We start from the raw sequence: 24,575 nt of genomic DNA on the forward strand, positions 1-24,575 counted from the left end.
TTCCCAAGCAATCCATCATGGCCATTCCGAAAATCGCTTCCTATCCGATGCCGGCCGAGCTGCCGGCGAACCGCGTGAACTGGCGGTTCGACCCGCACCGCGCGGCGCTGCTCGTGCACGACATGCAGGACTACTTCCTCGACTTTTACGACCGTGCGGCCGCGCCGGTGCCGACGCTCGTCGCACATGTGCGCCGCCTGATCGATTTCGCGCATGCCGCCGGGATGCCGGTCTACTACACAGCGCAGCCGGCAACCCAGGCGGCGGCCGACCGGGCGCTCCTGACCGACATGTGGGGGCCGGGCCTCACCGCGCAGCCGTCGCGCGCGGCGATCTGCGACGCGCTCGCGCCGGCGCCCGGCGACACGGTGCTCGACAAGTGGCGCTACAGCGCGTTCCGGCGCTCGCCGCTCGAGACGCGCCTGCGCGAGCAGGGGCGCGACCAGCTCGCGATCTGCGGGATCTACGCGCACATCGGCTGTCTGATGACCGCCTGCGACGCGTTCATGCGCGACGTGCAGCCGTTTTTCGTCGCCGACGCGCTCGCGGATTTCTCCGAGCGCGACCACCGCATGGCGCTCGACTACGTGGCTGGACGCTGCGGAATGGCGGTGACCACGGACGCGCTCGTCGGCGTCGCGCCGGCGGACGATACGGCACCGCTGCTCGCCGCGATCGCGGCGCAGGTTGCCCGCAGCCTGCGGATGCCGGCCGCCGACCTGCGCGAGCACGACAACCTGGTCGATTGCGGACTCGATTCGATCCGGATGATGACGCTCGTCGAGCAGTGGCGTGCGCAAGGCTACGACGTCACGTTCGTCCAGCTCGCCGAGCAGCCGACACTCGGCGCATGGACACAGGTGCTGCGGCGCGCGGCGCGGGTGAGCGCATGACGGCGCGTCCGGCGATGCCCGGTGCCCGTCCGGCGACGTTCGTCAGCACGGCGGAGGTGTCGGTGCCGCAGGCCGACCGCGTGCTGTTCAAGCTGTGCAAGCACTACGCGATCAAGGTGCCGGTCGTGTTCGACGAGCATCGCGCGACCGTCGATTTCCCGTACGGCGTTTGCCGGATGCTGCGCACCGACGACGTGCTGCAGCTTCGCTGCGAAGCCGATTCGTCGGAGCAGCTCGAGCAGATCCAGTACGTGATGGACGAGCACCTGGGGCTGATGTCGCGTAACCGGGCGCTGGTGGTCGCATGGGAGCGGGGCGCGTGACGCGGCCCGCCTCCGGCTCAACGAACTTCGGAGCAAGCTCGCTCATGACAAACGAATCCTTGCCGATCCGCGCGACTTCCGCGCAGTACGGAATCTGGGTCGCGCAACAGGTCGATTCCGACGATCCGGGCTATCTGACGGCCGAGACCGTCGAGCTCGACGGCGCGCTCGACGTCGCCGCGCTGACCGACAGTGTCGAGGCCGTGCTCGATCACGCCGACGCGCTGCACATGCGGTTCGCGTGGCAGGACGATGCGCTGTGGCAGGCGCGCCGGACGCCGCGCACGCGGCTGCCGCTCGTCGACCTGTCGGCGCAAACCGATCCCGTGCAGGCGGCGCATGCGTGGATGAAGGCGTCGCTGTCGATCTGTTGCGACGTGACCGCCGATCCGCTGTACCGCACCGCGCTGCTGCGGCTGTCGCCGACCCGGCACTGGTGGTACCTGCAGGTGCATCACATCGCGCTCGACGGCTTCGGCTACGGGCTGCTGCAGCAGGCCGTGGCCGTTCGCTACAACGCACGTGTCGGCGGCGGGCCGCTGCCGGTGCTGCCCGACTGGCGGATCGATCGCGTGGTGGAGGCCGAGGCGCGTTATCGCGCCAACGGTGGCTTCGATGCCGATCGCGCGTTCTGGCGCGCGCATCTGCGCGACGTGCCCGCGCCGCTCGTCCTCGCGCCGAAGCAGGACATCGCCCCCGACGCGTGGCGCGCGACGCGCGTGCTCGACGCCGAACGCGTGCGCGCGCTGCGCGCGGCCGCCGAGCGGGTCGACGTCGACTGGAATGCGTGGCTGTTGTGCGCGGTCGGCATCTGGCTCGCGAAGCAGGGCGGCCAGTGCGACCTGACGCTCGGGCTACCGGTGATGAACCGACTCGGCACGCCGGCGCTCGGCGTGCCGTGCATGGCGATGAACATCGTGCCACTGCGCATGCATGTCGACGCCGAGCGCTCGCCGCGTGCGCTTGCGAGCGAATGCGTGGCGCGCCTGCGCGCGATCCGGCCGCACCTGTATTACCGGTACGGCTGGATTCGCGGCGATCTCGGGCTGCTGGAGCGCAACGCGTTCCTGTTCAACCAGGCCGTCAACGTGATGCCGTTCGAACGGCAAGTCGCATTCCACGGGCTCGCGAGCGACACCCGCGCGGTGAGCGGCGGCCCGGTGAAGGATCTGAACGTGACGCTCGCCGTGCGCGGCGGCGCGTGGCATCTGACGCTGGAAGCCAACCCGAACGCGTACGACGAAGCCGTGCTCGCCGCGCATGCGCGCGACCTTGCCGCGTGGCTCGACGCATTTGCCGAACAGGCGCCGGACGAGCCGGTGAGCGCGCTGCTCGACGGGATGCCCGCGCCGTCGATCGTGCGCGGCGCGCCGCTCGCCGGGCCGTACGACGACGTGCTCGCGCGGATCGAACGCATCGCGCGCGATGCACCGGCGCACCCGGCTATCGAGGCCGGCGACTGGCGCATCGACTACCGCGCGCTGCTTGCCGACGCCGATGCGCTCGCGACGGAACTCGAACGACGGGGTGTGGCGCGCGCTGCACGCGTCGCGATCGCCGTACCGCGCGCGCCCGACGTGATCGCGGCGATGCTGGCCGTGCTGAAGGTCGGCGCGACGATCGTGCCGATCGATCCGGACGGACCGCCGCAGCGCGTCGCGGCGATGCTGGCCGATGCGGCGCCCGAGCTGGTGATCACGCGCGACGCGTATCGCGAATGTGCGGGCGGGCGGCCGGTGCTCGATCTGGACGCGGCGTGTGTGTCGTCGCCGCGCGACGTGGCGAGCGCGGCGGCCGACGCGGCACAGCCCGCGTACCTCCTGTACACGTCGGGATCGACCGGCCGGCCGAACGGCGTGCTGGTCGGGCGCGGCGCGCTCGCGCATTTCGTCGCGAGCACGCGCGACCTGTATCGCATCGGTCCGAGCGACCGGGTGCTGCAGTTCGCGCCGCTGCATTTCGATGCGAGCTTCGAGGAGATCTTTGCGACGCTCTGCAACGGCGCGACGCTCGTGCTGCGCGACGACGCGATGCTCGACTCGATCGATGCGTTCACGGCCGAGGTCGAGCGCCGCCGCATCACGGTGCTCGACCTGCCGACCGCCTACTGGCACGTGCTCGCCCATGCCCTGGACGCGCGCCATGCGCAGCGCCTTGCCGGCGTGCGTCTGACGATCATCGGCGGCGAGGCCGCGTTGCCGGAGCGGATCCGGCGCTGGCATGCGCACCTGCCGCATCTGGCGCTGCTGAACACCTACGGGCCGACCGAAGCGACGATCATCGCGACGGCCGCCTGCGTGAGCGGCCCCGGTGCGGTCTGGCGCGACGGCGAGCCGGTGCCGATCGGCACGCCACGCGCGGGTGTCGACGCGCAAGTGGTTGACGAGCGGCTGTATCCGGTGGCCGAGGGCCGCACGGGCGAGCTGGTGCTGTGCGGCGACGCGCTGGCGCTCGGCTACCCGGGCAATGCGGCGCTGACGTCCGAGCGCTTCGTCACGCTGCCGGGGAGCGGCGCGCGCGCGTACCGGACCGGCGATCTCGCCACCGTGCGCGACGGCCGGCTGGTGTTCGACGGCCGGATCGACCACGAGGTGAAGATCAGCGGCGTGCGCATCGATCCGCGCGAGATCGAGGACTGGCTGCTGCGCACGCCGGACGTGAGCGAGGCGGCGGTCGTCGCGCTGCGCGGCGACGCCGACGTGACGACGCTTGCGGCGTTCGTCGTCGGGGTGGACGAGACGACCGCGCTGCGTGCGCGGCTCGCCGACGCGCTACCGGCCGCGGCGATTCCCGACGCGTGGCACGTGCTCGAACGGCTGCCGCGCAACGTCAACGGCAAGACCGATCGCAACGCGTTGCGGCAGCGCGCGATGGCGACCCGCATCGGCGTGGACGACGATCCGCGCGCCGACGCACTCGAGCGGCACGTGATGCACGCGTGGCGCAGCGTGCTCGGCGGCGTCGCGCTGACGCCGGATTCGAATTTCTTCGACATCGGCGGCAAGTCGTTGCAGGCGATCCAGGTGAGCGCGCGGCTGGCGACCGCGCTCGGCCGCGACGTGCCGGTATCGATGCTGTTCCGCCATGCGACGGTCGCGGCGCTGGCGGCTGCACTGCGCACGCCGCTGCCGTACCGGCCGCGCGCGGAGCGCGACGCGTTTGCCCCGCATCTTGCGATCCAGACGGCGGGAGGCGCTGCGCAGCGGCTCATCTGCATCCATCCGGCCGACGGCCTCGCGTGGAGCTACCTGCGGCTTGCCGCGTACCTGCCCGACACGACGGTCGACGGGCTGCAACTGTCGGTCGGCGACACGAACGGCGCGGCCGATTTCGACGCGCTCGTCGACACCTATGTGCGGCGCGTGCGGGCACTGCAGCCGGACAGTCCGTACCACCTGCTCGGCTGGTCGCTGGGCGGCGCGCTCGCGTACGCGGTCGCGGCGGCCCTCGAACGTGTCGGCGAGCAGGTCGGCGTGCTCGCGCTGATGGACAGTTATCCGTCGTCCGCGTGGATGGCACAGCCGCAGCCGGAGGCGGGCGACGCGCTGCGGATCCTGTTGACGGTGAACGGCGATTTCGACACGGCGGCGTTGTCCGACGCATTGCTGCGGCAACGCCTGCTGCGTGCGAACAGCCCGTTCGCAGCGCTCGGCGGCGCGGGGCTCGACGCGCTGGTCGACGCGACGCTGCGGCAGATGCGCCAGTTCCGCGCCGCGCCGACCCCGCATTACGGCGGCGAACTGCTGCTGTTCAACGCAACCCGCAAGCGGCCCGGCACACCGGCGCCCGACAGCTGGGCCGCGCACCGGCCGGCGGCATTGTCGACCTGCGTAGCGCTCGACTGTTCGCACGACGGGATGTCCGATCCCGAACCGATGGCGGCGATCGGCGCCGCGCTGACCGAACGGCTCGCCGCATGGGCCGACATGGAAACCGTTACGAGGAACTTGAATCGATGAGCAGGGAAACCGAAATGACATTTCCGGCCGGTGTGGCCGTCGTGACCGGCGCGGCGCGCGGGATCGGCGCCGCCGTGGTTCGCGCGCTTGCCGCGCGCGGGGTCGACGTCGCGGCGTTCGACGCCGACGGCGACGCGCTGGCGCGGGCGACCGAGGATCGCCCGCCGGCGCCGGGCCGCGTCCATCCGTTCGCGGTCGACGTGGCCGACGCACGCGCCGTGCGCGCGGCAATCGAGCACGTGGAGGCGACGGTCGGCCCGATCGGCATGCTCGCGAACGTCGCCGGCGTGCTGCGGCTCGCGGCTGCGACGTCGCTGACCGACGACGACTGGGCGCATTGCTTCGCGGTGAACACGCATGGCGTGTTCCACCTGTCGCGCGCGGTCGCACAGCGCATGATCGAGCGGCGCGCGGGCAGCATCGTGACCGTCGGGTCGAATGCGGCGCTCGTGCCGCGCACGCAGATGGCCGCCTACGCCGCGTCGAAGGCCGCCGCGCATCAGTTCACGCGCTGCCTCGGCCTGGAGCTGGCCGGCCACGGCATTCGCTGCAACATCGTCGCGCCGGGTTCGACCGACACGCCGATGCAGCGCCAACTATGGAGCGGCCCGGAAGGCCCGGCACGCGTCATCGCGGGGTCGCTCGAAACCTATCGCACCGGCATTCCGCTCGGTCGCATCGCCGCACCGGACGACGTCGCCGACACCGTGCTGTTCCTGCTGTCCGACGCCGCGCGCCACGTAACGCTGCACACGCTGTGTGTCGACGGCGGCGCGACGCTTGGCGTGTGACGGCCCGTCTGAATTCCGTCTCCGGAGCATCTTCATGAAACAGATATCGGCCTGTGCCGAACAAGGCGCGGCAGGCGCATTCGCGTTGCCTCGTCACGAGGAACGGTTGCGCGTCGGTGCGCGGCTGCCCGTACCCGACGCGCTGCGCCACGCGGTGCCGGCGTCGTATGCCGCACGGGCGACCGTCGACGCGGGACGCGCGCAGCTGCGCGCGATTCTCGAACGGCGCGACGCGCGCCGGATCGTCGTCGTCGGCCCGTGCTCGATCCACGATCCGGCGGCCGCGCTCGACTACGCGCGCCGTCTCGCCGGTCTTGCGCACGCGGTGTGCGACGTGCTCTGCGTGGTGATGCGCGTCTACTTCGAGAAGCCGCGGACGACGGTCGGCTGGAAAGGGTTGATCAACGATCCGGGGCTCGACGGCAGCCATCGCGTCGAGGAGGGGCTGCGCACCGCGCGCCGGCTGCTCGTCGACATCAACGCGCTCGGGCTGCCGGTCGCGACCGAGGTGCTGGACGTCGCGACGCCGCACTACCTGTCCGACCTGGTGAGCTGGGCCGCGATCGGGGCGCGCACGACCGAATCGCAAATCCATCGCGAGCTGGCATCGGGGCTCGCGATTCCCGTCGGTTTCAAGAACGGCACGGACGGCCAGGTCGACATCGCCGCGCACGCAATGCTGGCCAGCATGCGGCCGCACACGTTCATCGGCGTCGATGGTGCCGGCAGTCCGGCCTTGCTGCACAGCACCGGGAATCCGCACGCGCACCTCGTGCTGCGCGGCGGTCGCCACGGGCCGAACTACGACGCCGCGTCGGTGGCGGCCGCGGTCGAAACGTTGCGCGCGCAACGCCTGACGCCGAACCTGCTGATCGACTGTTCGCATGCGAACTGCGGCAAGCAGGCGATGCGGCAACTGGCGGTGCTGGACGATGTGGTCGGGCAGATGCGCGCGGGCAACGAAGCGATCCGGGGCGTGATGCTCGAAAGCTTCATCGAGGACGGCGCGCAGCCACTGGGCGGCGCACTGCGCTACGGCTGCTCGATCACCGATCCGTGCATCGGCTGGGAGGCGACCGAGGACGCGCTGTGGCGCGCCCGCTGCTTGCTGATCGACGGCGGCACCCATGCGCGCTGACGCGCGTCGTTTACCTTTTCCATCGGAACACCTCATGTCGACGACTTCCGTTGAATCCCTGCAAGCGCCGGCCGATGCCGGCGCGTCCTTGCTGCCGCTGCTGCTCGCGAACTTCGCGATGGTGGCCGGCACTTACGCATTCGTCACGATCGCCGGCCCGATGGCGCGCCGCATGCATCTCGAACCGCTGCACATCGGCGCGATCATCGGCGTCGTCGGGCTCGTGTGGATGGCTGTCGCGCCTCGCTGGGGGCGAGCGGCGGACACGCGCGGGCGCTTGTCGACCATGCGCGCGGCGATCGTCGGGTTCGTCGCGAGTTCGCTGCTGCTGGCCGGCTACGTCGGCTGGGCGTTGCGCGACGGCGGCAGCGCCGTGCCGCCGGTGTGGGCGGGCCTTGTCGCGCTGCTCGTCACGCGCGCGGCGATGGGCGGTTGTTATGCGGGGCTGCCCGTCGCGGCCACGGCGTGGATCGCGGACCGGACGCCGGCCACGGGGCGGGCGGCGGCGATCGCGCGATTCGGCGCGGCGGGCGCGATCGGGATGGTGCTCGCGCCGCCGCTCGCGGGCTGGCTGGCCGGGTTCGACATGACGCTCGCGCTCGCCGTGTTTGCGTTGCTGCCGCTCGTCGGGCTGGCGGGGCTGCGACGGCTGCGCGCCGACGGCGTGCATGCGGTGCGGCAGGCGCCGCCCCGGCTGAAGCCGACCGATCCGCGCGTACGCTTGCCGTGGTGCAGCGCGTTCGCGCTGTACAGCGCGGTGATGATCGCGAACAGCGTGCTCGGCTTTTACGTGATCGACCGGCTGCACGTGCGAACGGGCGACGCGTCGATGGTGGTCGGTTACGCGCTCGGCAGCGCCGGCCTCGGGTTGATCGCGACGCAGTCGCTGGTCGGCCGCCTGCGTGCGGTTGCGCCGCTCCAATGGCTGCGCTGGGGCGCGCTGGCGGGTGGCGCGGGGTTCGTGTCGGCGCTGGCCGCGGAAGCCGCGCACCCGCTGCTGCTGTGCGCGAGCTATTTCGTGGCGGCGTGCGGGATGGGCGCCGCATTTCCCGCAGTCGCGGCGCTCGCGAGCACGCGCGTCGAACCGCATGAACAGGCCGCATGCGCGGGCGCGATGTCGATGGCACAAGGGCTCAGCATGGTCGTCGCGCCGCTGGCCGGCACGATGCTGTACGAACTGCATCCGGCGGCGCCGTTCGTGTCGATCGGTGTGGTGCTCGCGGTCGTATTCGTCGCGACATGCGGTGCCGGGGCACGCGCGCCGGCGGCGTGACGGTTGTCGTGAGCGTCGCGCGAATCGGTCGTCGGTTATTCGACCGGCGCAACGACCAGCGGACAGGCGCCGATCGCGCGCAGCCGCGTGCCGGTCCATTCATAGAAGAACCGGGCGGCCTTCGCGTTGTTGTCGTCGCAGTCGTCGTTGAAGCAGCCCGCGACGATCAGCAGCGCACTGCCGGCGCGGAAATCGACGCGTTCGTCGTCGTTGCCCATCACGCCCGCGATCGCGTTCACGCCGGGCATCGTGTAGGTCGCGCCCGTGTACTTGTCGACGATCGCGAAATTCCGGCAATCCGTTCCGCAACCCCAGATCGCGACACGGTAGTGGGCGGCAAAATTGGCCGGTTGCGTGAATTCGTCGCGGATGACGGTGCGATACAGGCGGGCTTCCTTGCTGGTCAGCCGGGGCGATGCGGCCGGCTTGCGCGGCGCGCGTGCGGCGGGTGCCGGATAGCGGTCGAACGAAGGCGACGGGCATGCGGCGGCAGCCGTCGCTGCGGGTGGGGGCGCAGCATGGGCTGCGCCGGAACCGGCTATCAGCGCGGCCGATGCACCGGCGATCAGCAGAAATCGATAGGCGAGCGCCACGCGAGCATCCTTCATGTTCGAGGTTGAGATCGGGCCGAGGGCCCGAACGGCCGACGACGATTCTATGACGCTTTGCGTGTGCCGGCGACACGGAATGGCGTTCGCGCGCGAGTGTCTTCAGTCGCGCATCGAACCGGCCGTGCGCGATACGTCTCCCCGTCAAGCATTGTCAAATCGCGGCGATATATCACGATGCCTGACGTTTCAGGCCGTGCACGAAGGCTGTCATGTCCGGGTCGATTGAGTATCCTTGAATTCGATTTGCGGTACTCATGCAGTCACAACCGGGAGGCTTCACATGAATGCACGTCTATACCGCGCGACCGTTGCCGGCGCGCTGATCGGATTGCTCGCGCCGTTTTCGGTGGCCCATGCGCAGCTTGGCGACGTCCTGAAGCAGGTCGGCGGCGGTGGCGATTCGGGCGGCAGCGCGGGCGGTGCGCTCGGTAACCTGGGCGGCCTCGGCAGTGCGCTGACGGGCGGTGGCGGTTCGTCGCTGATGCCGGGCAGCACCGGCAACGTCGCGGGCCTGCTGCAGTTCTGCATCCAGAACAACTATCTCGGCGGCGCGTCGGGCGGTGCATCGTCGGTGAAGGACGCGCTGATGGGCAAGCTCGGCGGCAATGCGTCATCCGACAGCGGCTACACCAGCGGTGCGAGCGGGATCCTCGATGCCGGCAACGGCAGCAAGCTCGACCTGAGCGGCGGCGGCCTGAAGCAGCAGGTGACCAAGCAGATCTGCGACAAGGTGCTGTCGCAAGGGAAATCGTTGCTGTAAATACGGGGGCGTGCGCCCTGCAACGGGGCGCACGATATCGAACCGGCGCGGCGGATGCGCGGCATGACCGCGTGATCGCCGCCCGCGCATGCATTTCGCCGCAAATGGGGCGCGGCGTATGTCCGGCGCGTTGCGTCGACGATCGTCATTCGATCCGCCGCTCCATACAGGGAACGGGTCTGGTCGGGCGCTCCGGTCGTGCCGGCGATTGACGGCGGCAGTCGCTGCGGACTGGCCGGCCGCCGTTCGTGTACTGCTCACCACGCGCGTCAATCGGCCAGCCGCTTGTCCGCGAGCGCCTTGCAGCAGTCTTCGTACACCCATTGCACGAGTTTCGCCCGATAGTCGAGATCGTCGGTATCGACGATTTCCTCGACCGCGTCGCGTGCCCACGACGCATCGACGAACCCGGCGTGTCGCTTCGCGATGTCCTGCGCGAGCGCCGCGAGCTTGGCGACCGCGAGCCAGTCGGCCTGGCGGTGATGGCGATCGAGCCAGCGGTGCGCGGCCTGAACCTGGAACGTGGCGTCCGGCCACGATTCGTTGAGATAAAACGCGCCGAGATTGCCGCAGGTGAGCCAGCAAAGCAGCTCCAGGCGGTCTTGCGAGCCGAGGGTATGGGATGCGTCGGACATGGCAGCGCTCACGAAATGCAGGGATTCCGGGCGGCGCCGGTCGCAATGGGCCGGTGCCGATAATAAAAACATAGCACGATGCGGGCCCGGCCGCGCACCCGGGAGGATGCTGACGCGGCGGCGGCGAAACGGACGCTGCGCCGCCGTTCACAGCCGACGGCGCAGCGTGGATGCGGCAGCGGTCGGCGTTCTTTCGAATGACTGTCAATCGTCACACCAGTCGACCGCAACGCTCGTTAGAATGTCGGCTTCCCCGAAGCACGGGACCCGATGCGAAGCCTGGAGCAGGTGCTGAAGCACCCGCTCCAGCCGACTTGAGCGCTAACTTTGGCCGACCGCACAAGGCACGGGACCAGAGTAAGCGCTGAAGCGCTAACCCTGATCGACAGGAGACGCAGCACGATGAAAATCTACGACCAGTTCTATATCGACGGCGCATGGCGCAAACCGGCCGGAACCGGCACGATCGACGTGATCGACTCGGGCACCGAAGCCGTGATCGGCCGGATTCCGGAGGGCGTCGCGTCCGACGCGCAGGATGCGATCCGCGCGGCGCGCGCGGCCTTCGACGCGTGGGCGGCCACGCCGGCCGCGACGCGCGCGGGCTACCTGCGCAAGATCGTCGAGCATCTGCAGGCACGCAGCGAGGAACTCGCGCAGTCGATCACGGGCGAAGTCGGCATGCCGATCAAGCTGTCGCGCGCGATCCAGGTCGGCGGCCCGATCTACAACTGGAAGGCGTACGCGAAGCTCGCCGAATCGTTCGAATTCGAGGCGCAGGTCGGCAACTCGCTCGTCGTGCGCGAGCCGGTCGGCGTCGTCGCGGCGATCACGCCGTGGAACTACCCGCTCAACCAGGTCACGCTGAAGGTCGCGCCGGCGCTCGCGGCGGGCTGCACGGTCGTCCTGAAGCCGTCCGAAGTCGCGCCGCTCAACGCCTTCATGCTCGCCGAGGCGATTCACGAAGCCGGTCTGCCGCCCGGCGTGTTCAACCTCGTGTGCGGTTATGGCCCGGTGGTCGGCGAGGTGCTGGCGACCGATCCGGACGTCGACATGGTGTCGTTCACGGGTTCGACGCGTGCCGGCAAGCGCGTGGCCGAACTGGCGGCCGCGGGCGTCAAGCGCGTTGCGCTCGAACTGGGCGGCAAGTCGGCGTCGGTGATCCTCGACGACGCCGACTTCGCGACGGCGGTGAAGGGCACGGTCAACGCGTGCTACCTGAACGCGGGCCAGACCTGCTCCGCGCATACGCGGATGCTGGTGCCGGAAGCGCGTTACGAAGAGGCGCGCGAGATCGCGAAGGCCGCGGCCGAAACGTACGTCGCGGGCGATCCGCGGCAGGACGCGACGCGCCTCGGCGCACTCGCGTCGGCCGTGCAGCAGCAGCGCGTGCAGGCGTATATCCAGCGCGGCATCGACGAAGGCGCGGAACTCGTGACGGGCGGCACGGGCCTGCCGGAGGGGCTCGCGAAGGGCTTCTTCGTGAAGCCGACCGTGTTCGGCCGCGTCGATCCGAAATCGACGATCGCGCAGGAAGAGATCTTCGGGCCGGTGCTGTCGATCATCACGTATCGCGACGAAGACGAGGCCGTGCGGATCGCGAACGATTCGCCGTACGGGCTCGGCGGCGCGGTATGGGCCGGCAGCGACGAACGCGCGATGGGCGTCGCGCGCCGCATCCGCACGGGGCAGGTCGACATCAACGGCGGCACGTGGAACGGCGCCGCGCCGTTCGGCGGCTACAAGCAGTCGGGGCATGGCCGCGAGAACGGCGTGTACGGGCTCGAAGAGTATCTCGAGTACAAGTCGATGCAGCTCAAGCCAGCGAAGCCGGCCTGAGCGCTTCGCAGCGCATGAACCGGAAACGGCACGCTTGCGTGCCGTTTTTTTATTGACGCGCGTCAAGGTGCGCGACGGAGGATCGTCGATCATCGCGGTTCCGATGTTCCGACGAGGTTTCAGATGACCGTACGCAGTTCCTTTCCGCCGCTGACGATTCGCGGCCGCACCTTGTTGCCCGTCGTGCAGGGCGGCATGGGCGTCGGCATCTCCGCACACCGGCTGGCGGGCAGCGTCGCCCGCGAAGGCGCGGTCGGCACGATCGCGAGCATCGACCTGCGCCACCATCATGCGGACCTGCTCGCGCGGTGCCGCGCGCAACCCGATCGCGCGACGCTCGAGAGCGCGAACCTCGATGCGCTGGCGCGCGAGATCCGTCTCGCGAAGACCTACAGCGAAGGGCGCGGGATGATCGCGGTCAACGTGATGAAGGCGGTGAGTGCGCATGCGGACTACGTGCGCGTCGCGTGCGACGAAGGCGCGGACGCGATCGTGATGGGCGCGGGCCTGCCGCTCGACCTGCCCGATCTCACGCAAGGACACGACATCGCGCTGATCCCGATCCTGTCGGACAGCCGCGGGATCGCGCTGGTGCTGAAGAAGTGGATGAAGAAGGGGCGCCTGCCCGATGCGCTCGTGATCGAGCATCCGGCGCATGCGGGCGGCCACCTCGGCGTCACGCAGATCGACGACATGCACGACCCGCGCTTCGATTTCGCGCGCGTGCTCGACGAGACCGCGCAGGTGATGGCGTCGCTCGGCCTCGCACGCGAGACGATCCCGCTGATCGTCGCGGGCGGGATCAACAGCCACGACACGGTGCGTGCGGCGTTCGCGGCCGGCGCGAACGGCGTGCAGGTCGGGACGCCGTTCGCGGTGACGGAAGAGGGCGATGCGCACCCGGATTTCAAGCGCGTGCTCGCCGACGCGACGCCCGACGACATCGTCGAATTCGTCAGCGTGACGGGGCTGCCCGCGCGCGCGGTGAAGACGCCGTGGCTCGATCGTTACCTGCGCAACGAGACGCGCATTCGCAACAAGCTCGGCGCGCTGAAGCAGCGCTGTCCGACCGCGCTCGAATGCCTGAGTGTGTGCGGGCTGCGCGACGGCATCGAGAAGTTCGGCCATTTCTGCATCGATACGCGGCTCGCGGCCGCGTTGCGCGGCGACGTCGCGAACGGGCTGTTCTTCCGCGGCCGCGAAGCGTTGCCGTTCGGCCGCGCAATCCGCAGCGTGCGCGACTTGCTCGACCTGCTGCTGACAGGCCGTGCGACCGAGCCTGCGGCAAACCGTCCCACGTTTACGCTGGCTTGACGGATATCAAGATGTCGAAAAGACCCTACGAGGAGAATGGAAACCATTCTTTGGGGGTCCGTACCATGCATAAAACGATTCGAACTTGTGTCACCGCTGCCGCCGTCGCGGCAAGCCTCGTCGCGATGCCTTCGCTGTCGCACGCAGCGTCGCCGGGCGACGGCATCAATCAGGGTGACGTACTGGTTCGACTGCGCGCGATCAGCATCCAGCCTAACGAGCGCGCGAGCGACACGCTGGGTGCGCTCAACGTCGGTGTGAACAACGCGATCGTGCCCGAGCTCGACTTCACGTACATGATCCGCGATTACCTCGGTGTCGAGCTGATCCTCGGCACGTCGCGGCACCAGCTGACGTCGAGCCTCGGCAATCTCGGCGGCGTGGGCGTGCTGCCGCCGACACTGCTGCTGCAGTATCACTTCAACCATGCGGGCAAGGTGCGTCCGTACGTCGGCGCCGGGTTGAACTACACGTACTTCTACAACAACGGGCTCAACGTCGGCGGGGAGGGCGTGTCGATCAACAAGAGCAGCTTTGGCCCCGCGCTGCAGTTCGGTGTCGACGTGCAGTTGACGAAGAAGGTGTTCATGAACGTCGACGTGAAGAAGATCTGGATGAGCACCGATGCGACGCTCGGTGACAAGGGCATCGGCACGCTGCACATCGATCCGCTGATCGTCGGCGTGGGCGTCGGGATGAAGTTCTAGACGCGGCGGGAAAAAACAGAGTTGGGGTTGGCGGCATGGCAGTCGGCATGCCGCTTTTTTTTTTGCGCGGCGGATTTACAGCTTGTCGTACTGGAAGCGCATCGCGGTGCCTTCGCGCGTGATGCGCTCCCACACAGCGCGCTTTTCGTCGTCGCTCAGGAACACCCAGTTCGATACTTCGGCGGCCGTGCGGCCGCAGCCCTTGCAGACTTCGTCGAAGAGGGTCGAGCACACGCCGATGCAGGGGCTGTCGGGCAAGTCGTGGAGATTGGAGGCCATCGGGAGGGTTCGCGCAGTTGAATCGTCAGCCGTCATTTTAATGCATCGCGGCCGCCCGGTCGGGCGGGTGCGGCCGGCATGCTGTACCGGTGCAGAGCCGTGACAGTACGACCCCACACCGGCAACGGCTGGCCGGCGGGATCGCCAGCCGGCCCCGGGCCCGGGTGCGCGCGACACGCGTCGCGATTTCACCGGCGAAACACGCGGCGTGCGCGCCCGCCGAACGGGCTGCTGGCCCGGCACGCGAACGTCGTTTTGCCACCGCCGGTTTTTCCCTGTGGACAGCCGCCGATTACCCGATAAAATTCCCCCGGAACACCCCGCCGCACGGGCGGCCTGACTGGCCGGCGGCGGGAATCTGTTCCGTTTGCGCGACACCGGCATGATTTTTTTGTGACGTAGCGCGAATGGTGGTAGTTTTCGGGGTTTTCGAGGGGCGGAGCACCAGAATGCGCCGCCATGACGAGGCAGACGGCAGCCGGACAACGCGTCCGGCCGGAGGGAGAGCGGGATGAAAGCAAAGGTAGTGGGCCGGTTCGCAGCGCTCGCGCTGTGCGTGGGTGCATCGGCGGCAGCAGCGAAGGATACGCAGCTCAATGTCTATAACTGGTCCGACTACATTGCAAAGGACACGATCCCGAACTTCGAGAAGCAGTCGGGCGTGAAGGTCCGCTACGACAACTACGACAGCGACGACACGCTGCAGGCGAAGCTGCTGACGGGCAGCTCGGGTTACGACATCGTCGTGCCGACCAGCAACTACGCGGGCAAGCAGATCGCCGCCGGCATCTTCGCGCCGCTCGACAAGTCGAAGCTGCCGAACCTCAAGTATCTCGATCCGCAACTCATGGCGCTCGTCGCCGGTGCGGACCCGGGCAACAAGTATTCGGTGCCCTGGGCGTATGGTACGACGGGTCTCGCCTACAACCTGACGAAGGCGCAGCAGGCGCTCGGCAAGGTCCCGCTCGACAACTGGGACATCCTGTTCAAGCCGGAAAACCTCGCGAAGCTGAAGACCTGCGGCGTGTCGGTGCTCGACGCGCCCGACCAGATGTTCGCGGCTGCGCTGCACTACATCGGCAAGGATCCGATGAGCACGAACCCGGCCGACTACAAGGCCGCGATGGACGTGCTGAAGAAGATCCGCCCGTACATCACGCAATTCAACTCGTCGGGCTACATCAACGACCTGGTCGGCGGCGACATCTGCTTCGCGTTCGGCTGGTCGGGCGACGTCGTGATCGCGAAGCATCGCGCGATCGAGGCGAAGAAGCCGTACAAGGTCGAGTACTACATTCCGAAGGGCGGTGCGCCGGTGTGGTTCGACGTGATGGCGATCCCGAAGGACGCGAAGAACAAGGATGCCGCGCTGCAGTGGATCAACTACATCGAGGATCCGAAGGTGCACGCGGCGATCACGAACGCGGTGTACTACCCGAGCGCCAACGCCGAGGCCCGCAAGTACGTGCGGCCCGACGTCGCGAACGACCCGGCCGTCTACCCGCCGGCCGACGTCGTGAAGACGCTGTTCCTGCTCAAGCCGCTGCCGCCTGAAATCCAGCGCCTGCAGACGCGTCTGTGGACCGAGCTGAAGTCGGGCCGCTGACGCGAGCGAAGTGAACCAGCAGTCATGAAGCCCCTGGTGCCCCCGGGGGCTTTGTTCGTCAAACGCAGGAGAGAAGCAGCACATCATGAATAGCCAGTCGGGTGCGCCGGTCGCGGGCGCGCCGTTCTCCGTTTCCTCCTCCGGCGCCGATGCGCGCGCCGAGAACTTTGTCCAGATCGTCGACGTCGTCAAGAAATTCGGCGACACCGAAGCCGTGCGCAGCGTCAATCTGACCGTGCGCCAGGGCGAGCTGTTCGCGCTGCTCGGCAGCTCGGGCTGCGGCAAGTCGACGTTGCTGCGGATGCTCGCGGGCCTCGAGACGGTCACGTCGGGCAAGATCCTGATCGACGGCGAGGACCTCGCGCAGATGCCGCCGTACAAGCGGCCCGTGAACATGATGTTCCAGTCGTATGCGCTGTTCCCGCACATGTCGGTCGAGTCGAACGTCGCATTCGGCCTGAAGCAGGAAGGCGTGCCGAAGGCCGAGCTGAGGGAGCGCGTCGCCGCGGCGCTCGAGCTCGTGCAGATGAGCAAGTACGCGAAGCGCAAGCCGCATCAGCTGTCGGGCGGCCAGCAGCAGCGCGTCGCGTTGGCCCGCTCGCTGGTCAAGCGCCCGAAGCTGCTGCTGCTCGACGAGCCGATGTCCGCGCTCGACAAGCAGATCCGCCAGCGCACGCAGATCGAGCTCGTCAACATCCTGAACAAGGTCGGCGTCACCTGCATGATGGTCACGCACGACCAGGAAGAAGCGATGACGATGGCGAATCGCCTCGCGGTGATGAGCGAAGGGCAGATCGTGCAGATCGGCTCGCCGAACGAAGTGTACGAATATCCGAACAGTCGCTTCTCGGCCGAATTCATCGGCTCGACGAACCTGTTCGACGGCGTGACCGTCGAGGATGAACCCGACCACGTGTACATCGAATCGCCGGAACTGCCGAGCCGGCTGTACGTGAGCCACGGGATCTCGGGCCCGCTCGGGATGCCGGTCACGGTGTCGGTGCGCCCCGAGCGGATCGCGCTCACGCGCAAGCCGCCCGAAGGCGCGTTCAACTGGGCGCGCGGCAGGATCAGCAACGTCGCGTACATGGGCGGTTATTCGCTGTATCACGTGAAGCTCGACGCGGGCAAGACGGTGATCGCGAACGTGTCGAGCCTCGCGATTTCCGAGCTCGACACGCCGGCGCTCGGCGACGAGATCTACGTGCGCTGGAGCGCGACCGCGGGTGTGGTGCTGACGTCATGACCACGTTCAAGTCCCTGCTCGAGTGGCCGGTGCGGCGCTTCAACCTGACGGGCGCCACGGCGGTCGTCGCCGGGCCGTTCACGTGGCTCGTGCTGTTCTTCCTCGTGCCGTTCGTGCTGGTCGTCAAGATCAGCTTCGCGGAGCTGCAGCTCGGCATCCCGCCGTACACGGAGCTCGCGTCGTACGCGGACGGCGTCGTGCACGTCGCGCTGAACCTGTCGCACTACGCGTTCCTGTTCACGGACAGCCTGTATTTCGCGACCTACGTGAATTCGGTATGGGTGGCCGCGGTCACGACGCTGCTGTGCCTGCTGCTCGGCTATCCGATGGCGTACTACATCGCGCGCTCGAACCCGGCGACCCGCAACCTGCTGATGATGGGCGTGATGCTGCCGTTCTGGACGTCGTTCCTGATCCGCGTGTATGCATGGATCGGCATCCTGAAGAACAACGGCCTGCTGAACAACTTCCTGATGGGGATCGGGCTGACCCATACGCCGATCGAGCTGTACCGCACGAACTACGCGGTGTACATCGGGATGGTGTATTCGTACCTGCCGTTCCTCGTGATGCCGCTCTACGCGCACCTCGTGAAGATGGACCTGCGCCTGCTCGAAGCCGCGTACGACCTCGGCGCCAAGCCGTGGAAGGCGTTCGTGCAGATCACGCTGCCGCTGTCGAAGAACGGGATCATCGCGGGCTGCCTGCTGGTGTTCATCCCGGCGGTGGGCGAGTACGTGATTCCCGAGCTGCTCGGCGGCGCGAACACGCTGATGATCGGCCGCGTGATGTGGAATGAGTTCTTCAACAACGCAGACTGGCCGATGGCATCGGCCGTGACCTGCGCGATGGTGCTGCTGCTGCTCGTGCCGATGGCGATGTTCCAGCATTTCCAGGCGAAGGAGCAGGGGGGCCGTCGATGAAGCCGAATCGTTACCTGCAGTTCGCGGCGCTGTTTGCCGGCTTCGCGTTCCTGTACATCCCGATCATCAGCCTGATCGTCTATTCGTTCAACGAGTCGAAGCTCGTCACCGTGTGGTCGGGCTTCTCGTTCAAGTGGTACTCGGCGCTCGTGCAGGACGACGAGCTGCTGACCGCCGCGTGGCTGTCGTTGAAGATCGGCGTGCTGACCGCGTTCGCGTCGGTGTTCATCGGCACGTGGGCCGGCTTCGTGCTCGCGCGGATGGGCCGCTTTCGCGGCTTCGCGCTGTTCAGCGGGATGATCAACGCGCCGCTCGTGATTCCCGAGGTGATCCAGGGGATCTCGCTGCTGCTGCTGTTCATCGAACTGGCGAAGTGGATCGGCTGGCCGGCCGAGCGCGGTGTCTTCACGATCTGGCTCGGCCACGTGATGCTGTGCATCTCGTACGTCGCGATCATCGTGCAGTCGCGCGTGCGCGAGCTGAACCCGTCGCTGGAGGAAGCCGCACTCGATCTCGGCGCGACGCCGCTGAAGGTGTTCTTCACGATCACGCTGCCGCTGATCTCGCAGGCGCTGATCGCGGGCTGGCTGCTGTCGTTCACGCTGTCGATCGACGACCTCGTGCTGTCGGCGTTCCTGTCGGGCCCCGGCTCGACGACGCTGCCGCTCGTCGTGTTCTCGCGCGTGCGGCTCGGGCTGAACCCGGAGATGAACGCGCTCGCGACGCTGTTCATCGTCGCGGTGACGGCCGGCGTCGTGATCGCGAACTTCGTGATGCTGCGTCAGGAGCGCAAGCGGATGGCGGGGTTCGCGACCTGACGGTTGCGTTGCCTGCGGCAATGAAAAACGCCCGGTGCCGACGATGAGTCGGGCCGGGCGTTTTGTTTGGGGGCGTTGCGTGAGCTGCAGCGCCGGTCAGTACGCGAAGCTCTTGCCGGGTGTCGTCCAGACTGCGGTGGCGGCGGTGCACGGCTGGAGGCTCAGCGTGCCGCCGGCGGCGGGCGCGAGGCAGCGGCCGGTCTGCGAGACGAGCTGCGCCGAACCCGGTGTGGTACCGGCTTTTACGCGCCATTGCTGATCGGCCGCACCGGCGGTACAGGTGCGCAGCAGCGCGCCGTTGCCCGCGCCGGATGCCTGCGCGGTGAGGCAGTAGCTGTACTTGGTCTGCAGCGTGCCGTCGCTCGCGACGACCCACAGTTGCGGATTGAAGTGCGTGCCGCCCGACGCGCGCACCGACGCGAGCGTCGGGCACGCGCCGAGCACCGCGGGATGGCCGTCGGCAAGGCCACCCGACGCAGTCAGGCACATGCCGTTCGCTTTCACGAGGCCGGCCGCCGATTGCTGCGGGCCGCCGACCAGCGTCGCGACGCCGTTCGATACGGACGCATTCGCATCGCTGGCAGGACAGGTCTTGTTGACGGTGACCGACGGTGCCGGCACGGCCACTGCGTTGCCGATTGCGTCATACGCGCGAATGTCGAACTGCGCATCGGTGTGCGCGATCGACGTGCAACTCGTGCGGCTCGAGTTCCAGTCGAAATATTCCACCCACTGGCTGATCGACGAAACCGGCATCTGCGTCTGCGTCGTGCCGACGTAGATGCTGCCGATGTCGAAGCTGTCGCCGGTCGAGCCGGGCGTCACGTCGGTGACGTTGCTCTTGAACCAGCCCGGGCCCTGGGCCGTGTCCGGCGTGATGCGGAACCGGTACGTGTGTCCGGCCTGCCAGTCGTAGCGGTAGCGGCACTGCGCGCCCGCGCTACCGTCGGTCGCCGAGCCGCTGACCGTGCAGTAGCTGCCCGCGCCGATGCCGGCGCTGGCCGGCGTGCCGGGTTTGGCGGCCGTCGCGCCCCACAGGCTGAACAGGAATTGCCGGCCGGTGCCTTCGCTGGCCGATACCAGTTCGGTCGACTGCAGGCCCGTGTAGCCGTTCAGCGAATTGACCTGGTTCGACCAGAACACGTTCGAGTTCGGGCCGGGGTCGGTCCGTGGCGTGATGAACAGATCGAGCGTGCCGACGCTGCGCACGGTCGACGGGAACCACGTGTTGCTGTACAAGCCGGGCGTGCTGCCGAGGAAACCGGACAACGTCGGCGCGGTGCTGGCGGACAGTGTCGCGAGACCGGGTGCCGGGTTGCCCGTGATCGTGAAGCTGCGTGCACCCGCCGGCGGCAGCGACGCGACGGGCGGCACGTCGAGCGTGAAGCTGAACGTGCAGGTGCCGCCGGCCGGCACGGTCGCGCCCGACAGCGCGACCTGTGTCGTACCGTCGCTGGCCAGTGCGCCGCCGCACGCGCTCATGAACCCGGTGGCGGTGAAGCCGGCCGGCATGCCGATGAACAGGCCGGCGGCGGCAGGCTCGGTGCCGGTGTTGGTGAGTTTCAGCGTCGCCTTGTCGGTCGTGCCAACCGACGGCGACAGACTGGCGAGCGTCAACGCGGCCGTGTAGGCCGGTGCGGCGAATGTGGTGAGCGGGGCGAGCATCAGCGCGGCGACTGCTGCGCGCTTGGCGGACGGAACGAGCATGGCCGGACTCCTGAATAATTATTCGTTATCGACACGCGCCGGACGAACGGGCGCGCGGCGGCGAGTCTAGCATGCGGTCCTGACAAATTCGCGACAGATGAAGGGTGTCGCGATCGCAAACTTCGTGATGCTGCGCCAGAAGCGCAAGCGGATGGCGGGGTTCGCGACGGCTGCGTAAAAGCGCGCACGCTACGCGCAGTCGCCTGAACGGGGTGATTACTCGAAAGCAGGGCCGTCCGTTTTGCTTCTCCCCCTGACTATCACGGTCGTGTCTGCTGTACGGTGCAGCGCATGACGCTGATGAATCTTGCCACTGTTCCGATGCAGTGAAGGTAATCTCATAAATTGACTTATGGAATGATTCTCGTTTAGCGTTATCGCTGTGGCCACATCAACAATCTTTCGTTATGGAGTGCAAATGATTGAACTCAAGCAAGAAGAGATCAGATGGGTTTCCGGCGCTGGATTGACTGGCGTGGTCATCGGAACTGCGGGAGGAATTGCTGCGGGGCAGGTGCTTGGTCCGGAGGTTGGCGCAGGCATCGGGGCAGTGATCGGATCCGTCGTTCCGGGAGTCGGTACCTTGGGCGGTGCATTGATCGGCGCCGGGGCCGGTGCGGCTTACGGTGCCGCCTTGGGTGGCGCAGCAGGTGGCTATATTGCGGACAAGCTACAGGAGCACGGGTGGGCCTACTTCTTCCCGAATCGAACGCCGAGATTCGAGGATTTGTGGGAGTTCACGAGCTGGTTCTGAGCTTGGTCTGACGATGTGCCGGATCTCGGGTTGCGAAGAGATCCGGCATCGCAACGACGTACGAGGTGTAACGAAATGGTTTCGACACGTGTGTTTCTCGAACGATATATTTGCCTTGTTTCGCTTTCTTTTATCGTCGTCGCATCGCTTTACTTCACGTTTGCTCCGGAACACGCAGTCGAGTATCTCGCAGGGAGTGCAGCCTGCGGGGCGTGTGTCGTTGTCGCGAAGGCGGTGTTGCCGAAGCATCGGGGTTTTGCCCGTATCCCATGGTATCGGGCAGGCCTGGCACCATCGCTGGCCATAATCGGTATCGCTTTGTCGGTCATCGGACTTGTGTCAACCATGCACGCAGGTAGCGGCGGACTCTCGTTCGTGATGCCGGGCTTGTGGGCCGCCGCACTTTACGATTACATCAGCGTCGTGACGAGCACGGATTGACACGCATCGAGAAGCTGGGCGAGCACACATCGGGTCGGGCATCAGCTTTGATCGTCACGCGCCGAATGCCGCTTTCGCCAGCAACCCGAGCGCGACGCACACGAGCACGGCCGCGAAGCCGGCCTGCACGTGCCGCGCGGCGAGGTGCCGCGATGCGCCGCGGCCGGCGGCCATGCCAAGCGCGGTCGCCACGGTGAACCACAGCGTCACGTCGAGCGGCGCGTGCGTGCCCGACACGAGCGTCGCGAACACGCCGCCGGTGCCGACCAGCGCGATCACCATCAGCGACGTCGCGACGACGCCGTGCATCGACACGTTCGTGAACTTGCGCAGCATCGGCACGATCACGAAACCGCCGCCGACACCGAGCAGCCCCGTCATCAGGCCCGTCATCGCGCCGGTCGACGCAAGCGCGACGCCGACCGGCCAGGACCATACGAGACGGCCCGTATCGGGATTCACGCGGCCGACGCACAGCGGCGACGTGTCGGCATCGGCGGGCGCGTGCCGCAGCGCCTGCCGCAGCAGGCGGCCGGCGACGACCAGCATCGTCAGCGCGAACAGCGCGAGCAGCATGCGTTGCGGCAGCACGTGCGCGAGCCGCACGCCGAGCGTGGTCAGCGGCACGCCGGCCACGGCCATCAACAGCGCCGCGCGATAGCGCACGAGCCCGCGGCGGAAGCCTTCGAGCGCGCCGAGCGCGGCGCTGCCCGCCACCGCGACGAGCGCGACGGGCGTGGCCTGCTGCATCGGCCAGCTCATGCCGACCACGAGCGCGGGCACCGCGAGAATGCCGCCGCCGGCGCCGGTCAGGCCGAGCACGGCGCCGACGAAGCCGCCCAGTACGAGGGAAATCAGCATGACGTCATCGGGCTCCGGTCAACGTGCGATCGCGGGCTTCGCGAGCCATTCGCGGCCCTTGAGCATCGCCTTCCAGTAGAGCGGCGGCAGCACGCGTTCCTTGAGCAGCCATGCGAGCCGCGACGGGCGCTTGCCGTCGATCAGCCACGCGGGGAAGGTCGGCGCGACCTTGCCGCCGTACAGGAATTCGGCGAGCACGATCTTGCCGCGCTCGACGGTGAGCGGGCACGAACCGTAGCCGTCGTACGCGGCGTCGCCGTGCGCGCGGCCGAGCGACGCGAGCAGGTTGTGCGCGACGACGGGCGCCTGCTTGCGGGCGGCCGCGGCGGTTTTCGCATTGGTCGTGTTGGTGACGTCGCCGAGCGCGTAGATATCCGGAAACTGCTTGTGCCGCAGCGTCGCCGGATCGACGTCGATCCAGCCGGCCGCGTCGGCGAGCGGGCTCGCGCGCACGAAGTCGGGCGCCTTCTGCGGCGGCACGACGTGGATCATGTCGAACGAACGCACGACGGTTTCCTTGCCGCCGTCCGGCAGCGCGCGTGCGAACGTCGCGCGGCGCGCGGGCCCGTCGATCGAGACGAGGTTGTGGCCGAACGACAGCGCGATGTCATAGCTTTTCACGTACTCCATCAGCGCGGGCACGTAGTCGGCGACGCCGAACAGCGCACCGCCCGCATTCAGGAATTCGACGTTCGCGGCGTCGAGGTGGCCCGCGCGGCGCCAGTGGTCGCACGACAGGTACATCGCCTTCTGCGGCGCGCCCGCGCACTTGATCGGCATCGGCGGCTGCGTGAAGAGCGCATTGCCGCCGCGGAACGCGCGGACGAGCTCCCACGTGTACGGCGCGAGATCGTAGCGGTAGTTCGACGTGACGCCGTTGCGGCCGAGCGTGTCGGCGAGGCCTTCGATCGCTTCCCAGTCGAGCTTGAGCCCCGGGCACACGACGAGCTTGCGATAACCGATGCGGCGGCAGCCGTCGAGCACGACCGTATGCGCGTCGGGCTCGAAGCCCGCGACGGCGGCCTGGATCCGGTGCACGCCGCGCGGCAGCAAGTCGGTGATTTGGCGCGCGGTCGTCTCGGGCCGGAACACGCCCGCGCCGACCATCGTCCAGCCCGGCTGGTAGTAGTGGACGTCGGCCGGGTCGATCACCGCGATGTCGAGCGACGCGTCGCGCGCGAGCAGGCTCGATGCGACCGCGATGCCGGCCGCACCCGCGCCGACGATCACGATGTCGTGCCGCGCGTCGACGGCCGGCGTGGCTTGCGTGCCGCCTTGAGCGATGCGCGACGCGACCGCGCGCAGGTCGTAGCCGGCTGTATTGGCCGTCGCGACGATGTCGTTCAGCGGGCGCAGGCCTGCTTGCGACAGCGCCCACAGCGTGGCCGAGCGCGTGCCGCTGCGGCAATACGCGAGCACCGGGCCTTCCAGCGACGCGACGAGTGCGCCGAACTGCGCGGCCTGGTCGTCGGTGACCTTGCCCGTATCGACCGGCAGGTAATGCACGTCGATACCGAGCGGCGCGGCGGCCGCGCGGATCTCGGCGACGGTCGGCTGGTCGGGGCCTTCGCCGTCGGGCCGGTTGCAGACGATCGCGCGGATGCCCGCCGCGTGCAGCGCGGGCAGGTCGGCCGCCGCGATCTGCGGCGAGACCGACAATGCGTCGGTCAGCTTGCGAATGGTGGTCATGTCGGGGG

Annotated in this window: 22 protein-coding genes; 16 read left to right on the top strand and 6 right to left on the bottom strand. The window is 68.2% G+C overall.

The features are described 5' to 3' along the window. Window positions 1–17: 17 nt before the first annotated feature. From ACTRWB_RS18375 to ACTRWB_RS18400, 6 genes are read left to right on the top strand one after another with little or no spacing between them, the layout of a single operon-like run. Complete coding sequence (locus tag ACTRWB_RS18375) at window positions 18–893, top strand: isochorismatase family protein (RefSeq protein ID WP_446902800.1); 876 nt, start codon at window positions 18–20, stop codon at window positions 891–893. Next, the gene (locus ACTRWB_RS18380; protein WP_129512223.1) at window positions 890–1,216 is read left to right on the top strand and encodes a DUF2218 domain-containing protein; all 327 of its coding nucleotides are present in this window, start codon (window positions 890–892) and stop codon (window positions 1,214–1,216) included. Before ACTRWB_RS18375 ends, ACTRWB_RS18380 begins: the two co-directional genes overlap by 4 nt. Before the next feature lie 44 nt (window positions 1,217–1,260). After that, on the top strand, window positions 1,261–5,175 hold the full coding sequence (locus tag ACTRWB_RS18385) for an amino acid adenylation domain-containing protein (RefSeq protein ID WP_446902801.1): 3,915 nt from the start codon (window positions 1,261–1,263) through the stop codon (window positions 5,173–5,175). Next, a complete protein-coding gene (locus tag ACTRWB_RS18390; protein ID WP_446902802.1) occupies window positions 5,172–5,966 on the top strand; it encodes a 2,3-dihydro-2,3-dihydroxybenzoate dehydrogenase in 795 nt (264 codons plus the stop codon). Before ACTRWB_RS18385 ends, ACTRWB_RS18390 begins: the two co-directional genes overlap by 4 nt. Before the next feature lie 34 nt (window positions 5,967–6,000). Beyond that, a complete protein-coding gene (locus ACTRWB_RS18395) occupies window positions 6,001–7,104 on the top strand; it encodes a 3-deoxy-7-phosphoheptulonate synthase (protein WP_446902803.1) in 1,104 nt (367 codons plus the stop codon). Between the two features lie 34 nt (window positions 7,105–7,138). Further along, window positions 7,139–8,377: an MFS transporter gene (locus ACTRWB_RS18400; RefSeq protein ID WP_193098463.1), complete on the top strand. Its 1,239-nt coding sequence runs from the start codon at window positions 7,139–7,141 to the stop codon at window positions 8,375–8,377. A 35-nt stretch (window positions 8,378–8,412) separates the two neighbouring features. Here ACTRWB_RS18400 and ACTRWB_RS18405 read toward each other — a convergent pair whose 3' ends face one another. Further along, entirely contained in the window at window positions 8,413–8,970 is a 558-nt protein-coding gene (locus ACTRWB_RS18405; RefSeq protein ID WP_446903110.1) for a hypothetical protein, read from the bottom strand. A gap of 298 nt (window positions 8,971–9,268) precedes the next feature. Between ACTRWB_RS18405 and ACTRWB_RS18410 the strand changes: the two genes are divergently transcribed. Continuing rightward, window positions 9,269–9,748, top strand: coding sequence for a DUF2501 domain-containing protein (locus ACTRWB_RS18410; RefSeq protein ID WP_129512217.1), 480 nt, complete (start codon window positions 9,269–9,271; stop codon window positions 9,746–9,748). A 269-nt stretch (window positions 9,749–10,017) separates the two neighbouring features. Here the strand turns inward: ACTRWB_RS18410 and ACTRWB_RS18415 are convergent, their stop codons facing one another. Beyond that, the gene (locus tag ACTRWB_RS18415; RefSeq protein ID WP_047900785.1) at window positions 10,018–10,383 is read right to left on the bottom strand and encodes a hypothetical protein; all 366 of its coding nucleotides are present in this window, start codon (window positions 10,381–10,383) and stop codon (window positions 10,018–10,020) included. 402 nt (window positions 10,384–10,785) lie between these two features. Between ACTRWB_RS18415 and ACTRWB_RS18420 the strand changes: the two genes are divergently transcribed. The 3 genes from ACTRWB_RS18420 to ACTRWB_RS18430 all read left to right on the top strand — a co-directional run bounded on the left by ACTRWB_RS18420 (window position 10,786) and on the right by ACTRWB_RS18430 (window position 14,243). Beyond that, complete coding sequence (locus tag ACTRWB_RS18420) at window positions 10,786–12,222, top strand: aldehyde dehydrogenase family protein (protein ID WP_343492313.1); 1,437 nt, start codon at window positions 10,786–10,788, stop codon at window positions 12,220–12,222. Between the two features lie 123 nt (window positions 12,223–12,345). Continuing rightward, the gene (locus ACTRWB_RS18425; protein ID WP_446902804.1) at window positions 12,346–13,536 is read left to right on the top strand and encodes an NAD(P)H-dependent flavin oxidoreductase; all 1,191 of its coding nucleotides are present in this window, start codon (window positions 12,346–12,348) and stop codon (window positions 13,534–13,536) included. 65 nt (window positions 13,537–13,601) lie between these two features. Next, the gene (locus ACTRWB_RS18430) at window positions 13,602–14,243 is read left to right on the top strand and encodes an OmpW/AlkL family protein (protein ID WP_129512214.1); all 642 of its coding nucleotides are present in this window, start codon (window positions 13,602–13,604) and stop codon (window positions 14,241–14,243) included. Window positions 14,244–14,318: 75 nt separating this feature from the next. On the opposite strand, the gene ACTRWB_RS18435 is transcribed toward ACTRWB_RS18430, so the two are convergent. Next, complete coding sequence (locus ACTRWB_RS18435; RefSeq protein WP_006493160.1) at window positions 14,319–14,522, bottom strand: DUF1289 domain-containing protein; 204 nt, start codon at window positions 14,520–14,522, stop codon at window positions 14,319–14,321. 511 nt (window positions 14,523–15,033) lie between these two features. On the opposite strand from ACTRWB_RS18435, the gene ACTRWB_RS18440 reads away from it, so the two are divergent. The 4 genes from ACTRWB_RS18440 (at window position 15,034) to ACTRWB_RS18455 (ending at window position 19,115) form a co-directional block, all read left to right on the top strand. Further along, window positions 15,034–16,128 carry a polyamine ABC transporter substrate-binding protein gene (locus ACTRWB_RS18440; RefSeq protein ID WP_193098457.1) on the top strand — a complete coding sequence of 365 codons (1,095 nt, stop codon included), beginning with the start codon at window positions 15,034–15,036 and terminating at the stop codon, window positions 16,126–16,128. Window positions 16,129–16,213: 85 nt separating this feature from the next. Then, on the top strand, window positions 16,214–17,374 hold the full coding sequence (locus tag ACTRWB_RS18445) for an ABC transporter ATP-binding protein (RefSeq protein WP_412021756.1): 1,161 nt from the start codon (window positions 16,214–16,216) through the stop codon (window positions 17,372–17,374). Continuing rightward, a complete protein-coding gene (locus tag ACTRWB_RS18450; RefSeq protein ID WP_129512211.1) occupies window positions 17,371–18,297 on the top strand; it encodes an ABC transporter permease subunit in 927 nt (308 codons plus the stop codon). The genes ACTRWB_RS18445 and ACTRWB_RS18450 overlap by 4 nt, the downstream gene beginning before the upstream one ends. Next, window positions 18,294–19,115: an ABC transporter permease subunit gene (locus ACTRWB_RS18455; RefSeq protein WP_343492321.1), complete on the top strand. Its 822-nt coding sequence runs from the start codon at window positions 18,294–18,296 to the stop codon at window positions 19,113–19,115. The genes ACTRWB_RS18450 and ACTRWB_RS18455 overlap by 4 nt, the downstream gene beginning before the upstream one ends. 96 nt (window positions 19,116–19,211) lie before the next feature. Here the strand turns inward: ACTRWB_RS18455 and ACTRWB_RS18460 are convergent, their stop codons facing one another. Then, the gene (locus ACTRWB_RS18460) at window positions 19,212–20,822 is read right to left on the bottom strand and encodes a ricin-type beta-trefoil lectin domain protein (RefSeq protein ID WP_446902805.1); all 1,611 of its coding nucleotides are present in this window, start codon (window positions 20,820–20,822) and stop codon (window positions 19,212–19,214) included. 418 nt (window positions 20,823–21,240) lie between these two features. On the opposite strand from ACTRWB_RS18460, the gene ACTRWB_RS18465 reads away from it, so the two are divergent. Both ACTRWB_RS18465 and ACTRWB_RS18470 read left to right on the top strand, forming a co-directional pair. Continuing rightward, entirely contained in the window at window positions 21,241–21,576 is a 336-nt protein-coding gene (locus ACTRWB_RS18465; protein ID WP_446902806.1) for a hypothetical protein, read from the top strand. Window positions 21,577–21,651: 75 nt separating this feature from the next. Continuing rightward, a complete protein-coding gene (locus ACTRWB_RS18470; protein WP_446902807.1) occupies window positions 21,652–22,017 on the top strand; it encodes a hypothetical protein in 366 nt (121 codons plus the stop codon). A gap of 54 nt (window positions 22,018–22,071) precedes the next feature. On the opposite strand, the gene ACTRWB_RS18475 is transcribed toward ACTRWB_RS18470, so the two are convergent. Both ACTRWB_RS18475 and ACTRWB_RS18480 read right to left on the bottom strand, forming a co-directional pair. Further along, a complete protein-coding gene (locus tag ACTRWB_RS18475; protein ID WP_446902808.1) occupies window positions 22,072–22,878 on the bottom strand; it encodes a sulfite exporter TauE/SafE family protein in 807 nt (268 codons plus the stop codon). Window positions 22,879–22,896: 18 nt separating this feature from the next. After that, window positions 22,897–24,567 (bottom strand): TIGR01244 family sulfur transferase, encoded by a 1,671-nt coding sequence (locus ACTRWB_RS18480; RefSeq protein WP_446902809.1) that lies wholly within the window; start codon window positions 24,565–24,567, stop codon window positions 22,897–22,899. Window positions 24,568–24,575: the final 8 nt, after the last annotated feature.

The organism is Burkholderia sp. YIM B11467 (assembly GCF_052952715.1).

What these genes read in the sequence shown, in the direction of transcription:
- ACTRWB_RS18375 (WP_446902800.1), top strand. Translation starts at nt 18, where the DNA reads ATGGCCATTCCGAAAATCGCTTCCTATCCGATGCCGGCCGAGCTGCCG.
- ACTRWB_RS18380 (WP_129512223.1), top strand. Translation starts at nt 890, where the DNA reads ATGACGGCGCGTCCGGCGATGCCCGGTGCCCGTCCGGCGACGTTCGTC.
- ACTRWB_RS18385 (WP_446902801.1), top strand. Translation starts at nt 1,261, where the DNA reads ATGACAAACGAATCCTTGCCGATCCGCGCGACTTCCGCGCAGTACGGA.
- ACTRWB_RS18390 (WP_446902802.1), top strand. Translation starts at nt 5,172, where the DNA reads ATGAGCAGGGAAACCGAAATGACATTTCCGGCCGGTGTGGCCGTCGTG.
- ACTRWB_RS18395 (WP_446902803.1), top strand. Translation starts at nt 6,001, where the DNA reads ATGAAACAGATATCGGCCTGTGCCGAACAAGGCGCGGCAGGCGCATTC.
- ACTRWB_RS18400 (WP_193098463.1), top strand. Translation starts at nt 7,139, where the DNA reads ATGTCGACGACTTCCGTTGAATCCCTGCAAGCGCCGGCCGATGCCGGC.
- ACTRWB_RS18410 (WP_129512217.1), top strand. Translation starts at nt 9,269, where the DNA reads ATGAATGCACGTCTATACCGCGCGACCGTTGCCGGCGCGCTGATCGGA.
- ACTRWB_RS18415 (WP_047900785.1), bottom strand. Translation starts at nt 10,383, where the DNA reads ATGTCCGACGCATCCCATACCCTCGGCTCGCAAGACCGCCTGGAGCTG.
- ACTRWB_RS18420 (WP_343492313.1), top strand. Translation starts at nt 10,786, where the DNA reads ATGAAAATCTACGACCAGTTCTATATCGACGGCGCATGGCGCAAACCG.
- ACTRWB_RS18425 (WP_446902804.1), top strand. Translation starts at nt 12,346, where the DNA reads ATGACCGTACGCAGTTCCTTTCCGCCGCTGACGATTCGCGGCCGCACC.
- ACTRWB_RS18430 (WP_129512214.1), top strand. Translation starts at nt 13,602, where the DNA reads ATGCATAAAACGATTCGAACTTGTGTCACCGCTGCCGCCGTCGCGGCA.
- ACTRWB_RS18435 (WP_006493160.1), bottom strand. Translation starts at nt 14,522, where the DNA reads ATGGCCTCCAATCTCCACGACTTGCCCGACAGCCCCTGCATCGGCGTG.
- ACTRWB_RS18440 (WP_193098457.1), top strand. Translation starts at nt 15,034, where the DNA reads ATGAAAGCAAAGGTAGTGGGCCGGTTCGCAGCGCTCGCGCTGTGCGTG.
- ACTRWB_RS18445 (WP_412021756.1), top strand. Translation starts at nt 16,214, where the DNA reads ATGAATAGCCAGTCGGGTGCGCCGGTCGCGGGCGCGCCGTTCTCCGTT.
- ACTRWB_RS18450 (WP_129512211.1), top strand. Translation starts at nt 17,371, where the DNA reads ATGACCACGTTCAAGTCCCTGCTCGAGTGGCCGGTGCGGCGCTTCAAC.
- ACTRWB_RS18455 (WP_343492321.1), top strand. Translation starts at nt 18,294, where the DNA reads ATGAAGCCGAATCGTTACCTGCAGTTCGCGGCGCTGTTTGCCGGCTTC.
- ACTRWB_RS18460 (WP_446902805.1), bottom strand. Translation starts at nt 20,822, where the DNA reads ATGCTCGTTCCGTCCGCCAAGCGCGCAGCAGTCGCCGCGCTGATGCTC.
- ACTRWB_RS18465 (WP_446902806.1), top strand. Translation starts at nt 21,241, where the DNA reads ATGATTGAACTCAAGCAAGAAGAGATCAGATGGGTTTCCGGCGCTGGA.
- ACTRWB_RS18470 (WP_446902807.1), top strand. Translation starts at nt 21,652, where the DNA reads ATGGTTTCGACACGTGTGTTTCTCGAACGATATATTTGCCTTGTTTCG.
- ACTRWB_RS18475 (WP_446902808.1), bottom strand. Translation starts at nt 22,878, where the DNA reads ATGCTGATTTCCCTCGTACTGGGCGGCTTCGTCGGCGCCGTGCTCGGC.
- ACTRWB_RS18480 (WP_446902809.1), bottom strand. Translation starts at nt 24,567, where the DNA reads ATGACCACCATTCGCAAGCTGACCGACGCATTGTCGGTCTCGCCGCAG.